The organism is Citrobacter sp. Cf072 (assembly GCF_030334485.1).
Taxonomy (GTDB): domain Bacteria; phylum Pseudomonadota; class Gammaproteobacteria; order Enterobacterales; family Enterobacteriaceae; genus Citrobacter; species Citrobacter freundii.
The window spans coordinates 305,870-323,076 of sequence record NZ_JAOWDX010000044.1; the positions used below are offsets into that span (position 1 = coordinate 305,870).

Here is a 17,207-nt window from a genome sequence, read left to right on the forward strand (position 1 = left end):
GGCTACCATAAAATCGCCGCCTGGCGAACCGGATGCGTGTTTAGCGCTGTACTGATATCCAACGCTGCTGCTGATGGCTTTTTATAATTGCATCAATGATATACATCACATCCGCGCCATCAGAAAATGACGCAAATCGACGCTCCGCCGTCGCGGGCATTTTGCCTGCCGACACCGCCTGATAAAACTGCTGCATCATATTCTTGAACGCATCCGGCCAGCCCTCAATATGCCCGCCAGGAAAGTGCGCACTGGCAGCAACATCCGCATTCATCAATCCAGGGTCATCCGTCAGGATCTGGTTCGCCTGCTGACGGTGCCCAACCCAAAGCTGTTGCGGCGTTTCCTGATCCCAGTGCAGTGAACACTGGCTACCGTTAATTTCAAAGCTCAGGTGATTCTTGCGCCCTGCACTCACCTGCGAAACGCTAAAGCAGCCTTTGCTGCCATCATCAAAACGTACCAGCACCGATCCACGATCTTCCGTCGTAACCGCTTTATCCTCAAATTGCACATCAGCCATTTGCTGACCAAACGTAGCGTTACTGGCAATGCTGGCTTTACGTACCGGCCAGACGATAGCCAAATCTGCCATCACCTCGACAATACGTTTTCCAGTCACGAATTGCACCGTGTCACACCAGTGTGAACCGATATCCGCTATCGCCCGCGAATTGCCGCCCTGTACAGCATCGACCCGCCAGTTGTAGTCAGTCTCCAGCAGCATCCAGTCCTGCAAATAGCTCCCCTGAACGGCAAACAGACGGCCTACGCTGCCGCTTCTGACCATACTGGCCGCCTGCTGCACCATTGCAAACTGACGATAGACAAAGCTCACGCCGTGCACCACTCCCACCTGCTGTGCCAGCCTTTCCAGTTCACGAGCCTCATCCGGCGTCATACACAGCGGCTTTTCTGAAAACACATGCAGGCCCGCGCGTAAAATCTGCCGATTGATGTCGGCATGCAGATAATTCGGCGTACAGTTATGCACTACCTGCAGTCCGGGATGCGCCAGCAGCGCCTCAACGCTGCCATACGCATGAGGAATATGAAGAGCATCTGCACGTTCCTGGGCAACCGCCAGCGAGCTATCACAGAGCGCCACCACGTTCACACCGCCGAGTCGACGCAATGCCTCAATATGTGCAGGTCCAATAAATCCGCTACCAATAATGCCAACCTGTATCATTTGCGTACCTCATCGCCAGCGGCGAAATCATCAAATGCGCGTGCAGAAACCGGAATAATATGGCGGCGTATAAAATCACTCCCCTCACGCGCCCCGGTTTGCGCGTCTTTCAGGCAACACTCCCATTCCAGCACCGCCCAGCCAGGGAAATCATATTGTGTGAGCTTGCTGAAGATCGTTTTGAAATCGACCTGCCCGTCCCCCAGGGAACGGAAACGCCCGGCACGATCGAGCCACGGCTGGTAACCGCCATAGGCACCGCTACGGCTACTGGCGTGGTACTCAGCGTCCTTGACGTGAAACGCTTTAATGCGGGAATGGTAAACATCGATAAATCCAAGATAATTCATCTGCTGCAATAACAGATGGCTAGGATCATAGAGAATGTTGCAGCGAGGATGATTATCAACCAGCGCCAGAAAACGCTCAAACGTCACGCCATCGTGCAGATCTTCGCCGGGATGGATCTCAAAGCAAACATCCACCCCATGATGATCAAAGCGATCGAGAATCGGTCTCCAGCGCCGCGCCAGCTCCAGAAAGGCCTCTTCAAAACGCTGACGATTATGCGGTGGCCATGGATAAAAGAAAGGCCAGGCGAGCGAACCTGAAAACGTGGCATGCGCAGTCAGCCCCAGTCTTTGCGAAGCCGCAGCGGCCTGGTGTAAGGTTTCGATGGCCCACGCCTGTCTGGCCTGCGGATTAGCGCGTACAGATGGCGGAGCAAATCCGTCAAAAGCGTAATCATAAGCCGGATGGACTGCAACCAGTTGACCTTCAAGATGGGTCGATAATTCGCTAATCACTAACCCATGCCCGGCCAGCATCCCGCGAATATCATCACAATAGGCCTGACTTACAGCAGCTTGTTCGACATCAAACAGCGACTTGTGATTACACGGGATTTGTAATGCCTTATAGCCCAGCTCCGCTGCCCATTTTGCCACGCCTTCCAGGGTGTTAAATGGCGGGCGTTCCCCGATAAATTGCGCCAGAAAAATGCCAGGCCCTTTGATGGTTTTCATAACCCCTCCTAAAAATTACGCCTGCTCTTTATCGTCATACTTGAAAGAGAAAAGGAAAATCACGGCAATGACTGCGGCAGCTACTGCCGGGATCCACCAGAATGTGGTCCATGCCTGAGGCACGGTTTGCCCCGCCACCAGCCGGTTGTAAAGTGCGCCTGAAATTTGCGAGCCCAGCAGCATCCCGATCCCATAGGTAAACATGACGATCATGCTTTGCGCCTGACCTTTTACTTTTTCCCCGGCGATACGATCGGTGTAAATAAAGCCGACCACGAAGAAGAAGTCGTAACACACGCCGTGCAGCAGAATGCCGAGATACAGCAGGAATCTGCCCTCTTCGCTGATGCCGAGGGCAAAGAAGGCATAACGCACGAACCAGGCGCACATCCCGATTAACAGCATGTATTTCACGCCCAGGCGTCTGAACAGGAAAGGGATTACCAGCATGAAGAAAATTTCAGACATCTGACCAAATGACATCGCCGTACTGACGTCGCCAACGCCCGCATCAGCAAGAAACGACGCGGTATATGCGTAATAGGTTCCCAACGGCACAGAGATGAGCGTCGCGCAGAGTGAGAAAACAAAAAAGTGACGAACCTTGAGTAAGGCGAAAGCATCCGCACAAAACAGATCGCGAACTTTTACCGGCAGTCCTTTCGCCGGTGCTGGTGTGTTGGGCAGCGTCAGGCTGTAGAGTGCCAGAATCACAGAGATAATCGCCGCCAGCGTAAAGATGCCGGTGGTGTCTGAAATTCCGGTTACACCGATAAAGATCCCCGCAACAATCCAGCCAATGGTGCCAAACACCCGCACCACCGGGAAGGTTTTGTCCTTATCCGACAGGCTATGAAAAGCAATGTTGTTAGTAAGCGCCAGAGTTGGCATATAGCACAACGTGTAGCCAAACAGCAGACCAATCAACAGCGCGCCGTTTTGCGCCACCAATGCCTGCGGAACAAACCACAGGATTGCCGCACCAGCAAGGTGCATCACTGCCATCACCTTTTGCGAGGCAAAGAAGCGATCTACCAGCATCCCTAAGACGAACGGCGACAGAATAGAAGCAATGGGCCCGGCTGAAAACGCATCCCCAATCAACAGTGACATGTTGTGCTGGCTCATCACCAGCCCCAGCGTGACGGACCAACTTCCCCAGATAAAGAACTGTAAGAACATCATTAGCGACAGCCGGGGCACCAGCAGCCGGTACTGTACGCTCTGTTTTCCACTACTTTCGGTTGTTGACACCATTTTTGCCCCACCCTTAAAAAGTAATCGATTACAAAATAGATTCAATAGAAAAGTAATCGATTACAAAATAAAGATCCTGTCAGCAAAAGCAAAATTGCGAGAACGGTCACGATAAACGTTGAGGGAGGATCCGATCCCATCCTGACGATGGGATCGGTAGCAACAAGATAGGTAGAAACTTAGCGGGACTTACGACGCAGCAGTTTGAAGGCCACAAACAAGAAAATGATCCACACTGGCAGCAGGATAGCTGACAGGCGCATCTCATCCATCGTACACATCAGCACCAGGATCATGCCAAGGAAAGCAATACACAGGTAGTTCCCTGCTGGATACAGCAGCGCTTTAAACTGTGTGTCACGTCCCTTGCGACGCATCGCCGCCCGGAATCGCAGATGTGCCAGGCAGATCATAATCCAGTTCAGTAGCAGCGTCGCCACCACCAGCGCCATCAGCAGGCTAAAGGCCTTTTGCGGCAGCACATAGTTGATCAGTACCACCAGAGACGTAATAGCACCGGAAAGGATCAGTGAATTCACCGGTACGCCGCGACGGCTGACGCGGGTTAAGAACTTCGGCGCGTTCCCCTGAACCGAGAGACCAAATAGCATACGACTGTTAGAGTAGACGCCACTGTTATACACCGACAGCGAAGCCACCAGGATGACAAAGTTCAGCGCAGAAGCCACCACGTTGCTATCAAGATTATGGAAAATCATCACAAACGGGCTGCTGTTGGATTTCACTTCCACCCACGGGTATAGCGCCAACAGCACCACCAGAGAACCGATGTAAAACAGCAGGATACGGTACACCACCTGGTTTACCGCCTTTGGAATGCTTTTCTGCGGATCCTGCGCTTCCGCGGCGGTAATCCCGATAAGCTCCAGCCCGCCAAAGGAGAACATAATCACTGCCAGCGACAGAATTAATCCATTCCAGCCGGTAGCAAAAAAGCCGTTGTAACGCCACAGGTTATCGATGCTTGCATGTTCCCCGCCGTTACCGGAAAACAGCATCCACACGCCAAAACCAATCATGCCGATAATGGCCAGCACTTTAATCAGTGCGAACCAGAATTCCGTTTCGCCATACAGACGTACGTTGACCAGATTGACGGCGTTGATGATCACGAAGAATGCCGCGGCCCAAATCCAGGTCGGGACATCGGGCAGCCAGTACTGCATATAGATCCCGGCCGCTGTCAGTTCCGCCATACCGACCAGCACAAACATCACCCAGTAGTTCCAACCGGACAGAAAACCCGCGAACGGTCCCCAGTATTTATAGGCAAAGTGGGCAAAGGATCCGGAAACGGGCTCTTCCACTACCATTTCGCCCAGTTGACGCATAATCAAAAAAGCGATGATCCCGGCAACGCCGTAACCCAATAACACCGCAGGTCCCGCCATCTGAATAGCCGGGCCAATGCCCAAAAACAGGCCCGTACCAATTGCACCGCCCAGTGCAATTAACTGAATATGGCGGTTTTGCAACCCTCGTTGAAGCGTCGGCTCATTCGTTGACGCGGCATCAGACACGCTGGTGTCAGATGCAGTTGACGCGTTTTTCACGCCCTTCCCCTGTGTCGTTTTTATTGAAGGGGCTTCTTTTAACATTTCAACCTGGTTGTCGCAAGGCGCAATAAGGACCTGCTATGCCCGTAGCATTGCGTTTGTTCATAATTACGGTGAATTATTCTGGACGAAAAGGCATGACAGGCCACAGAATGCGCTTTACTGTTTTTCTAACATTTTCAAACGGGTGAACCAGCTGTGTTTCAGGCACTCGTTTTTGAGTCAGGCCAGGCAACGACTGTCATGAATAAGATCATCAAACGACTGGAAATCATCAAAAGCGCTATTGAACTGGAAGATGAGGAGATTATTTTCCAGCAGGTGGCGCATCTTAAAAATGAACCTTTGTCAGTCGTACCTGGCACCATTGTGCAGGCGATCGAAGAACGACGTTTTAGTGATGCCCTGCGTGAAATCTCGGCCTGGCTGCAATCTCAACGGGCAGTCTCTACGTGGCAGGATCCAGCCATTGCCGCCAGTAAGCTGGAACTCAAAGCGCTCGAAACACAGCTGCGTGATCTGATCGATAAGCGCAACACGCGCATTCAAATCCTCGATGATTTCAACGATCTGTATCACCTCCGTCTTGGACCGCTGATGAGCCGCATTCTCGAACTGCGTAAACAGCTCGCCGCCAGCGCCCAGCGCAAACAGGAAGCGGAGCGAAAACGCCGGGAAAAAGACTATCAATCCTGCCAGCACTATATTTCCCAGGCTGTTGATCAACTGGCCAGGCTCAAGCAGCACTGGATGAACCAGAATTCAGATTCGCGCGAATCGGTGGAAACACGCCAACGTATTCAGCAACAAACGGAACTGATTACCGCCCTGCTGGCGGAGATTCGTGAGTTGGAAAACGACTTTTCTCGCCAGGACGACAGCGCAACCCGTCAGGCACAGGAAGAGGCCAGCCATGAATATGATGAATATCAGGAGCAGCAGCAGGATGCGCAGCATCGTTTTAGTCGTGACCAGCGGCTTTCCTCTGATGAACGTAATGAGCTAAAACGCCTGTGGCGTCAGGCCAGCCGTCTTTGCCACCCGGACGTGGTAGCCGATGATCTGAAAGAGAAAGCGCATCAGATGATGGTGCAGCTTAACCAGGCACGCCAAAATGCCGATCTTGCCGCCGTCCGGGCGCTACTGACTCAATTGCAAAGCGGCCTCGAACCGATGATGGCGAGTGACCGATTGAACGATTTGCAGCATTTACGCAGCAAAATACAACAGCTCAGAGAACACATTAACGCGCTGCTGAAAGAGATTACCGAACTGGAAGCGGAGAACGCCTGGCGGCTTGCCACCTCCGTGACAGATAAAGAGGCCTACTTCTCCGATCAACAACGGGCGCTTACGGAAATCCGCAATACGCTGGAACAACAGGTGCAACAGGTTGAGCAGGAGCTGTTGGCGGGCTAAGCGCTATCGCTAGCGCATTAAGACAAAATGACACCTGCAAGCCAGATTTCAACATTAGGCACAAAAAGACCAAAAAAGGATAAAGCACTAATAAATTGCTTTAACGTAGAAATATAATCTGGAATAATCCTATTTTTAGCCGATAGGTGTAAATTCGGCAATATTTCCCTCTTCTCCTGACCTTCCACCTCCTGCGTCCTGGCCAAGATTAAGAATTCTCCTACCCTCAATTAATCCCATGAAGAAAAATGAGTATCTTATTGAAATTAAAGCCATTACATATAAATACCTTTCTTTAACCCTAGGAATACCCTGCCTTTATACAAACCTCCTTCTTATTATTATCCCGATCCATAAGCGAAATCTATCAATCATTTACTCAGAGCTGAAATAAACGATTTATCTTAAATTTTAACAAAGTGTAATATCCACTTTAAGGATAGTTAATGATTCTAATTAATACAGAGAATTTCTGTTTGATCTGGAATTAATAAGGATACGTTCACAGCACAGAACGTTATACGAGATTTAATTAACATTTCACGCGTCGCAAGAAACTCTTTTTTAACCTAAAAAAAGAGGCGACTGCTTGCACCAAAATTTCAAGGAGATCGTTATGTCAAAAGCTATTTTTTTGGGTGACTCAATTTACCCTTGGCTAGGCATGCGAGAAATCCTACGTGGCTCATCATTATTTATTGATATCACGTACTACTCCTCCCAGACACTTTCTGCTGTCAAAATGCTCCCTTATGAAACGGATTGCATCATCATTAATCCTGACAAATCAGATTTTTTAAAATATGCCAGGATTATCCGCAACATGGCTTTACGACCTGTCACCAAAATTATTGTTTTGGCAGATGAAGCTACCTTTGCCATTTTTCAAACCGTTTGCGGGAAGAACATGCAATTTCTCGATCAAGACACCAGCCTTGATCAGCTATTACAGACCGTCACACGTATCACGCAAAACAAAAAACAACAAAGTATCAAAGAACTACACACAAAAATTACAGCTAACGAATTTAACGTAATGATGATGCTTGCCCGAGGATGGTCACTGACACAAATCGCCGGGGCATCACAAAAAAGTGAAAAAACCATCGGGGCGTACAAAAGCAATATTGCCAGAAAACTCGGCAAAAATAACACCCGGCTCAAGTACACCATTTCCCACTATAGCCAGCCGTAACTGACTTATTTAAGGACAATTATCACGGTTATTATTTAAAGAGGTTTTCTTTCGACTCGCTTTTTTAATTCCGCATCGCACGGAAGGGAACCCTATTTCCAAAATCCATTACCGGGTAGCACATCCGCGTGCCAACCATAGCCAACAACTCAACGTATTAACACATACATAACAGGAATGTAGACAAGGGTTATATATGAACAAAGTTTACAGCATTATTTGGAACGCGGAGCTCGGTATCTGGGTGGTCGTTTCTGAATTAACGAAAGGAAAGAAAAAAAGCAGTTCGCGTAAAACTGTCGCCGTACTGGCAGCTGGCGCATTAAGCGGTGCTTCATTGCTGGCTTCTGCAGCCCAGATTACCGCAACGGGTGAACACGATATTCATGAAGACTTCAAGACAGGTATTTCCGCTGGGGTTTATGAGGGTATCCACGACTACGGCTTCTTATATGAAGATAACACAACTGGTCAGGCACTGAATATCAGTGGTGCAATCCCAACATTTAGCCCGGGTCAAAGCGGCGTTGTTGAATCAACCACTATCCGGGAACTGCTGGAAAGCGGCAAAATCACCCTGCTGGCGACCAGCCCTGACCAGAGCGTAAAAACCATTACCAACTCTGAAGAACTGGCGGAATACCTGACTTACAACCAGTCGTCAACGCCTTCGCAGAGCACAGAATTTGATATCAACGATCCGGCGTTTCCCGGCGAAAAAACGACCATCAAAGTCTTTGATACCAATGAGTTAAATGGTTTTCTTACCGAAGCGCAAGTCGGCGATGCGGTATTAAACACCTTTGATGCTCAGAAATCAGAAATCTATAAGCAATTTGGTATCGCACTGGCGACAAATGGCTCCATTGCCAATCTGAATATTGGCAACGACACCCTCAATGTGCGTGACAAAGCCAATACCATTGAAATGCTGGCAAAAGATTCCTCGCTGCTGGAAGCACAAGGTACTGCAAGCCAGGTGAACTGGCAGTCAGATAACTATATAAAATTTAACGCAGCCCCGGTGATCCCTGAAAAAACGTTCACCGGTTCAGCGCAAACCTCCGTGTTTGGCGATGATGTGACGCTGATGACCTATGGCTATGACGAGGATGGTCAGGTCGTCAAAACCGGGGAGCGCACATTTACCATTACCAACACACAAGAACTGGCCGAATTCAATGACTGGCTGTTGGGCAAAAGCGACGACGCGGCACTCAACCCTGATGGTGAAAAAGTCAGCCAAATCCAGCTGTGGATAGATGCGGAGGAAGTCACAACCGTCACCGCAGCACAAACAAAGTACGCCGGGCTGATTGAAAATCTGCTCACCTCCGGTAAGCCAGCTGACATACTCAGCTGGGATTACGACGTCTGGACCGACGGTTTGTCACATACCAACAACGCGACCGCTGGCCGTGGTGAGTTACATGCCATCTACGCCAACGGCGCAGGCACCTCAGGCACCTTGAACAAAGACGCGATTATTGCCGTTGACGGCAGTATTAATGGCGTGATGAAAGCCATTAATGGTGGGGTTATCACTAACCTTGGTGAGCTGAACGCATTACGCACGTCTACCGGGCAAAGCCTGGCGATTGGCATGCTGGCAAAAGACGCGACGGCAACCAACAACGGGATCATCAACTCCGGGCTGTTTATTGATAAAGACGGCAACCAAAACGTCAACAGCTATGGCGCATTTGGTATGCAGGGGCAAGGCGCCAGTCAAATCACCAACGAAGGCACCATCAACCAGGCGATCACCACCGATAACTTCGGTACCGCTTCTGCCGCCGATCCCTGGAGTAAGGACAAACCCGCTGGCGAGCTGACGCTGGCCATTGGTATGCAACTGTCTGACAATGCTCAAGGGGTCAACAACGGCGATATCAACGTCGTGGACGGGCGCAAAAACGGTGCATCCTACGGCAGCGGCATCGCCTATGGCGTAGAAGTCGCCGACAACGCCACCTTTACCAACAGCGCAGGTGCCTCTATTTATCTTGGCCGTAACGCAAGTGATCCGTCTAAAGATGTCACCATGGCAGGCGGTTCAAGTCTGAGCGCCGGGATCATGACCAAGAGCGCCAAAGAGGTGATTAACAACGGCCTTATCACGCTGGGAACCGGCGTACGTAACGCCGCGGGTATGCTGATTGGTAACGCGACCGGCAACGTCATCAATACCGGTAATATCGTGATCAATGGCGATTCCAGCGCGGGGAGTAGCAGGAACTACGGTATCACCGTGCGTGACAGCGGCGCGGAAAATAATCAGGAAATTCGCAACGACGGCAAGATTAACGTCAACGGCACCAACAACGTCGGCATCCACGTCAGCGCAACTAACAAAAATGCCGAAGCCACAACCAGCGCTTCAGGCTCTATCGTAGTTGATGGTGAAGGTAGTGTCGGTAACCGTAACTATGCCGTCTGGGCTGAAGGTGGCAAAGATGGAAAGGCAGTGGTCAACGTCTATTCCAACATCACGCTAAACAAAGCCGGGAACATCGGCGTACACGTGCGTGATAACGCCGTCGCTAACGTCGACAGCCTGAGTAGCCCGGCATTCAACAGCACCGATCAGATTGGCTATTACCTGTATGGTCAAGGCGCGACCGCCAATATTGGTCAGGCGGTAATGAATGACAACGGGCAAGATCGCACCACCATTTTCCGTATTGCCAATGGTGCAATGCTGGCCGGTAACACCACCACTCCTGACGGTCAGGCCAGCTCTAACCTTGACCTGACCTTAAGCGGCGAACAGTCCGTTGGCGTATTAGCGACGGGCACAGGCAGTAGTGTGGATACCGGCGAAGCCACGTTCACCGTGCAGGGCACCGACTCCGCAGCGCTGCTGGTTGAAGGCGGCGCCACAGGTAACATCAGCGATAAAACCACCATCAATTTAACCGGTGAAAGAACCATTGCCGGGGTAGTGGACGGTCAGGCTCACCAGTTGAATGGCAACGCAGAAGGTAGCGCCACTCCGACCATCCTCACTTCAAACGCAAAAATCACTTCAGAAGCCAGCGGCAACAAGGTTATTGCCTATGTGGCAAGGAACCAGGGCAGCCTGATCCTCGATACCCAGGCAATTATCGATCTTGCCAGCACCGACAGCATTGGTGTTAACGTGCAACAAGGCGGGAGTTTAACCAATAACGCGACCGCTGCCTTACATGTGAGTAACGGCATTGGCGTACAAGCTTCGGGTTCGAACGCACAGATTAAAAAACTGGGTCAGATTCAAGTCGATGATGGAACCGCAGGAGTTCTGCTGACCAACGGCGCCAGCCTGAATATTACTGGTAATACTGGCGATGCCATCACCACCAATGGCACTGCTGACGGTATTCGCCTGGACACAGGGGCCGGTAAGCTGGCTGCCAAAGGGGTGATTATTAGTGCCAAAGGTACTGGCGCGGGCATTCAAAACGATGCCAACAATACCGATATCACACTCAATGATGTCACCATCAATGCCAACGACGGTCCGGGGATCCGTACCAGCGTCGCGTTAAACATGAAAGATGGCCTGAATAACATTCTGAACGTTAACGGTAAAGGTACCGGCTTCGCCTTTGAGCAGCGCAATGGTGACGCAGTGACAGGCAATCTGACCATCGGTAAAGGCTATACCGTTGAGGTGCATAACAGCGAAGGCAGCGGTATCCGCGCCAATACGGACGGTAAGGTCACCACCAATGCCGATATCAACGTCTACGACAGCGCAGGTGGTTCTGCAATCATCGCTAAAAATGTTAGCGCAATAGCCAATAGCGGAAAAATTATCTCTGCCAGCACCACCGCACCCGTTATTGATGCCAGCGGTGACAGCAATAAAAAAATCACCAATACCGGTACCCTTCAGGCTATCAACGATACAGCAGTGGCGATTCAATCTGGCAAGGGCAATGACACCATTGATATCAGCCAGGGTATCACCAGTGGCGTGATCAACACCGGAGAAGGCAAGGACACCTTTAACTGGCAAAGCGGAACCTTTGCGGGCGAGGTGAATTTCGCCGGAACCGGCGGCAACAATAAAGCCAACATCGGCAATGTGACGCTGGATAAAACGCGCCATATCACTACCGAAGCCGGCAGTGGCAACGCCCTCACCTTCACCAATACACACGGTAACAGTGCGAAAATTGGCAGCCTGAGCAGCGATAACCTGACCACCGGTACCAACATCGGCATGGGTTGGGACTCACTGACCATTAGCGGTTCAAGTGCAGATATGCGCATCGTCGATCGTCTGCAACTGGCAAGTAAAACCATTGCGGTTACCAATGGCGCAACGCTGCGTACCGGCGATCACGGCGAGTCCACCAGCACTGCCGCGACCATCGCTGACTACAATGTGACGACTCAGGGTGCAGGCAGCCGAGTCATCTTTGACACGCAGGGCGACACGACGGCGGCACAGATCTATAACGGCGTCATCAGCGGTGATGGGAAGTTTGAACGCGCGGCGGGCGGCACCACCGTCTTTACCGCCAACAACACCTATACCGGCTCTACCACTATTGATCAAACCGGTACGCTGCAGTTGGGTGACGGCGGAAATACAGGCGGAGTCAACGCCGTGTCTGACATCATCGACAATGGCGTACTGGCGATTAATCGGGCCAATGATGTGCTGCTTGGCGGCGTAATCTCCGGGATCGGTGCGTTACAGCAGATTGGTAACGGTATTACTCGCCTGACGGGCAATAACACCTATACCGGCGACACGACCGTCACCAGCGGTACGCTACTGGTGAAAGGGAATCAGAGTGCCGCGACGGGTGTGACCAAAGTAAGCGGTACGGCGACGCTGGGGGGTAACGGGGTGATCGGCGGCGACGTGCTGATGAACGATGCCTCTACCCTCAGCGCCGGTGACGGCGGTGCGGGTACGTTATCCATTAACGGTAATCTGCAGCTTGGCAGCAAAACGACCTCCTCTTTCGAACTGGGTCAAGCCTATACGCCAGGCGGCGCGCTAAACGATCTGATTAACGTCGCAGGCGATCTGCAACTGGACGGGACTCTGGACGTCACCACTTCACAGGGTGGTAACTTCGGACCGGGCGTGTACCGTATCTATAACTACGGTGGCACGCTGGATAACCAGACGCTGGAATTAGGCGCGATACCGAATAGCCAGGATAAGAGCAATATTTTTGTTCAGACCTCCATCGACAAACAGGTCAACTTGGTGAATGCCAACGGCGTTACCCTGCAGTTCTGGGACGGTGCAACCGTTAATCAGAGCCACGGCGCGTCAGGCATTGAAGGCGACAGCAAAATTGACGGTGGCGATGGCAAATGGATGGCTATCGGCAGTCAGGGGGATAACAACTGGACCACCGCAACCGGTGAAGGTAACGCCCCTTGGGCACAGAAGTCCTTCGCCGTCTTCACCACCAAAGGCGGTACCGTTACCGTGGATAACGCCGCGGGAGAAGTTAACTTCTCCGGAGCACAGTTTGATGCTGATGGCTATGTCGTTAAAGGCGATGCGCTTAACGCGTATGCCACCACGGAAAACGCGACCCACGCAGGCCAGACGCCGGGGACTGGCGAACTGCTGGTGCGCGTTGGCGCCGGTGGCGCGGGGCAAAACTATACCGCGACCATTGAGTCCGTTATCCGCGAGGCCAGTACTGCTGACAAGCTGACGCTGGTGAAAACCGACCTTGGCCGTCTGATCCTCAGCGGTGACAACGAGTATCGCGGCGGCACGCGCATTGATGGCGGCACGTTGCAGATCTCCTCCGACAGCAATCTCGGCCAGAGCGGAACTGACCTGGCCATCAATAACGGTTCAACGCTGCAACTGGGCGCGGACCTGACCAGCAATCGCACCATTGAGCTGGGAGCGAATGAGAATGCTGCGGTGTTTGACCTTAATTCGCACCACTTCACGCCAACCGGTGAGATTACCGGCGAGGGTAAATTGAAAGTCACCAGCAGCTCTAGCGATGCGGGCAGCACCTTGTCGCTCGACCGCGCAAACAGCTACAAAGGCGACACCGAAATTGCCGGTACCGGAAACGCCAACAATGTGACGGTCAACGTCAGCAAAACCGGAGCCTTTGGCAGTAATGAAAGCAGCACAGTGAATGTCAATAAGGGTGCGACGCTCAATGTCAGCGGGACAGATACCAGCCTGAAATCCCTGACTATGAACATCGCCGACAGCCTGTTAACGCTGGCGGATAACGTCACCGCCGCAAGCGCAATGCTGAACCTGACGGGCACAGCAAAAGCGGTGTTAACCAACAACGCCAGCGCGGGCAACGCGACGGTTAACGTGTCAAAAGACAGTACCCTGGCGCTGGAAGAAAATGCCAGCGGGGGCAATGCCACCGTGAATAACAGCGGACTGATGACCTTTGCTGACTATGCGATGGCAGAGAACACCGTCGTTAAAAACCTGGTGGGCGGTAAGGTCGATATCAGCGCAGTCGACAGCGCAACGTCTATCGGCTCGTTGTCCGGCGCGGGTAATGTCGAACTGGGCAATAAAGAACTGTCGCTGGGTAATCTGCATCTTGATGACACCATCAGCGGTATTATCAGCGGCAACGACGGCAGCCTGGTGAAAATCGGTGACGGTACGTTGACGCTGACCGGCGATAACACTTACACCGGCACCACGGACGTCAATGAAGGCGTGCTGCTGGTCAACGGTAATCAGTCTGCGGCTACCGGCCAGGTGACGGTGAAATCCGGGGCAACGCTCGGGGGTAACGGTATTATCGGCGGCGCGGTTGATGTGCTGGACGACGCGCATATTACCGCGGGTGCAGCTATCAACAGTGTGGGTAAACTCACTACCGGTTCTCTGACGCTCAGTGATAACGCCCAACTGGATTATCAGTTTGGTCAGGCTTATACCCCGGGCGGTGCCTTCAACGACTTGATTGACGTAAATGGCGATCTGACGCTCGACGGTAAGCTCAACATTGAAACCTCACCAGGCGGAAGCTTTGATGTGGGCGTTTACCGCGTCATCAACTACACCGGCACATTGACCAACAATGTGATGGATATTGCTAACGCACCGGAAGCAGCTGACAGCCTGTACGTGCAGACATCGGTGAAAAATCAGGTCAACCTGGTCAACCACGCCGGACTGACGCTGCGCTTCTGGGACGGCACCGGCGGTGAGAATGGCGAGCTGAAAAATAACGGCGTCATCAACGGCGGCGACGGTATCTGGCAATCCAGCCAGGGTAACGACAACTGGACTACCGATGAATCGACGCCAGAAGGCGCGTTGAACGCACCGTTTACCGATGCCGCATTCGCCGTCTTCCAGGGTGAAGCGGGCAACGTAACCGTCGATAACAGCAAAGGCGATGTCATCATCAGCGGCGCGCAGTTCGCCACCGATGGTTATCGTGTGGGCGGAGAAGCCATTACCACCGACACGGCAAACACCCTGATTCGTGTCGGCGATGGCACAGTAGACGGCGCCAGTTACACCGCCACTATCGACAGCGTTATCCGTGGTACCGGCGGCCTGAATAAAGGCGATCTCGGTACGCTGATTCTCACCGGCGACAATACTTACAGCGGTGGCACCACCATCACCTCAGGGACGCTGCAGGTGGCGGGTGATACCAACCTGGGTGCGGCAGATACGGGAATTACCTTTAATGGCGGTACGCTGAAGTATGGCGAAGCGTTTGATACTGCCCGTCAGGTGACGCTGGAATCCGGCGGCGGGACATTCGACACCAACGGGCATGACGTTTCTCTGCTGACGGAAGTCGAAGGTAACGGTCAACTGACCAAAACCGGTAAAGGCTCCCTCACCCTGACGCTGGATAACACCTACACCGGTGGCACCACCATCGAACAAGGCGTTTTACAACTGGGTAACGGCGGTGATATTGGCAGCATTCAGGGGGATATCGTTGATAACGGCGTACTCAACGTCAATCGTGGCGATACCCTGGCGCTGACCGGCAATATCAGTGGTAAAGGCCAGTTGCATCAGACCGGTAGCGGCATTACCGAGCTGCAAGGTGAAAACAGCTACAGCGGCGCTACGTTGATCGCCAACGGCGTGCTGCAAGCGGGTAATACCAACACCCTGAGTAGCGCATCACACCACTATGTGGTCGCAGACACCACGTTGAACACGCAGGGCTATAACCAGACGGTAGCGGGCCTGAGCAACGGTGGCGATGTCTCGCTCATCGGTCAGCAGACTGGCACAACCTTAACCGTCAAAGGGGATTACACCGGCGAAAAAGGGACTATCAACATGGCAGCTATCCAGAATGGTAGCGGAGCAGGCATTGCCGACCGTCTGATTATCGATGGCGGTAAAGCCAGCGGTAGCACACTGCTGGATGTCGATGGTTCTGGTCTTGGCGCGCCGACCATTGGGGATGGTATCGAAGTGGTGACTGCGCTCAATGGCGCAACCACAACCGCGCAAACCTCACGGGATGCCTTCCATCTTGCCGCCAATCGTATGGCTGCAGGTGCGTTTGAGTACCAACTACATGCGGGTAATGCTCAGGGCCAGGGTGAAAACTGGTATCTAAGAAGTGAATACCGTCCAGAAACCATGCTGTATTCTGGCCTCGCCAGCGTAGTACGTCAGGGTGATATTAGCCTGTTAGGTAACATGCACCAACGTATGGGGGATGAGGTTAAACCGGGCATTGATGAAGACAATCGCGCCTGGGCAAGAATGATTGGCTACTCCGGTAAAACCAAACTGGATGATGCAGCCGGTACGCAAACCAGCTCCCATACCATGGGTATCCAGGTCGGCGTTGATATGTATGCTAACGAAAGCTGGAAAGCCGGGATGTATACCAGCATCCTTGATATCGACAGCAATGTGAAAGGCACGAAGACAGGCAGCGATGGCAAAGGCGGTAACATCGACGACAACGCATTTTACGTCGGTGGCTATGCGACCTGGTTCTCGGGTGACGGTATGTATGTTGATAACGTCCTGCAGTACGGTAACCATAAATCCCGCCTGGCGGCGACCGGTAACAACGGCTCGTATACCGTCAGAGGCAACACGCTGACGGCGTCGACAGAGGTGGGTAAATCGTTCCGTTTAGGCGCCAGCGCATGGAGTCTGGAGCCTCAGGCTCAGTTGATCTACCAATACAGCGACTTTGATAACAGCACGCTGGATGGTGTGACCCCAACGAAAGTGAAAATGGATACCGCAGACTCCTTTACCGCGCGTCTGGGCGTGCGTCTGGTCGCTGACTATGACACCAACCATGGCAAATTCCAGCCGTACGGCAGGGTTAACGTCTGGCAGGGTCTGGGTTCAAAAGACAAAACGCACTTTAGCAATGCGGTAGCCACCACTACGCTGGAATCTTCACAGCAGTACTCCAGCACTGAAGTTGCAGCCGGCCTGTCATGGTCCATCGACAGAAACCTGCAGGTCTACGGTGAGCTGGGTACGCAATTCAGCAACGGCGGCAGTAAGTCGCAGGTCGAAGCGCCGGTCAATGCCTCTATCGGCTTTAAGAAATCGTTCTAAGCTGACA

General features: G+C 52.4%; 8 protein-coding genes. 3 read left to right on the forward strand and 5 right to left on the reverse strand.

The window, feature by feature from the left end; all coding sequences use genetic code 11:
- Positions 1 to 40: 40 nt before the first annotated feature.
- The 4 genes from OGX66_RS10550 to pheP all read right to left on the reverse strand — a co-directional run bounded on the left by OGX66_RS10550 (position 41) and on the right by pheP (position 5,048).
- Complete coding sequence (locus OGX66_RS10550; RefSeq protein ID WP_044712770.1) at positions 41 to 1,192, reverse strand: Gfo/Idh/MocA family protein; 1,152 nt, start codon at positions 1,190 to 1,192, stop codon at positions 41 to 43.
- On the reverse strand, positions 1,189 to 2,217 hold the full coding sequence (locus OGX66_RS10555) for a sugar phosphate isomerase/epimerase family protein (protein WP_088902621.1): 1,029 nt from the start codon (positions 2,215 to 2,217) through the stop codon (positions 1,189 to 1,191). Before OGX66_RS10555 ends, OGX66_RS10550 begins: the two co-directional genes overlap by 4 nt.
- Positions 2,218 to 2,232: 15 nt before the next feature.
- Positions 2,233 to 3,474, reverse strand: a complete 1,242-nt coding sequence (locus OGX66_RS10560; protein ID WP_003835691.1) for an MFS transporter — start codon at positions 3,472 to 3,474, stop codon at positions 2,233 to 2,235.
- Between the two features lie 179 nt (positions 3,475 to 3,653).
- Positions 3,654 to 5,048 (reverse strand): phenylalanine transporter, encoded by a 1,395-nt coding sequence (gene pheP / locus OGX66_RS10565; RefSeq protein WP_003021979.1) that lies wholly within the window; start codon positions 5,046 to 5,048, stop codon positions 3,654 to 3,656.
- Between the two features lie 246 nt (positions 5,049 to 5,294).
- Between pheP and OGX66_RS10570 the strand changes: the two genes are divergently transcribed.
- On the forward strand, positions 5,295 to 6,470 hold the full coding sequence (locus OGX66_RS10570; RefSeq protein ID WP_016149752.1) for a coiled-coil domain-containing protein: 1,176 nt from the start codon (positions 5,295 to 5,297) through the stop codon (positions 6,468 to 6,470).
- 17 nt (positions 6,471 to 6,487) lie between these two features.
- On the opposite strand, the gene OGX66_RS10575 is transcribed toward OGX66_RS10570, so the two are convergent.
- Positions 6,488 to 6,658: a hypothetical protein gene (locus OGX66_RS10575; protein WP_156182975.1), complete on the reverse strand. Its 171-nt coding sequence runs from the start codon at positions 6,656 to 6,658 to the stop codon at positions 6,488 to 6,490.
- A gap of 428 nt (positions 6,659 to 7,086) precedes the next feature.
- On the opposite strand from OGX66_RS10575, the gene OGX66_RS10580 reads away from it, so the two are divergent.
- Positions 7,087 to 7,665, forward strand: a complete 579-nt coding sequence (locus OGX66_RS10580) for a LuxR C-terminal-related transcriptional regulator (RefSeq protein ID WP_003835695.1) — start codon at positions 7,087 to 7,089, stop codon at positions 7,663 to 7,665.
- Between the two features lie 196 nt (positions 7,666 to 7,861).
- Positions 7,862 to 17,200, forward strand: a complete 9,339-nt coding sequence (locus tag OGX66_RS10585) for an autotransporter outer membrane beta-barrel domain-containing protein (RefSeq protein WP_286511497.1) — start codon at positions 7,862 to 7,864, stop codon at positions 17,198 to 17,200.
- Positions 17,201 to 17,207: the final 7 nt, after the last annotated feature.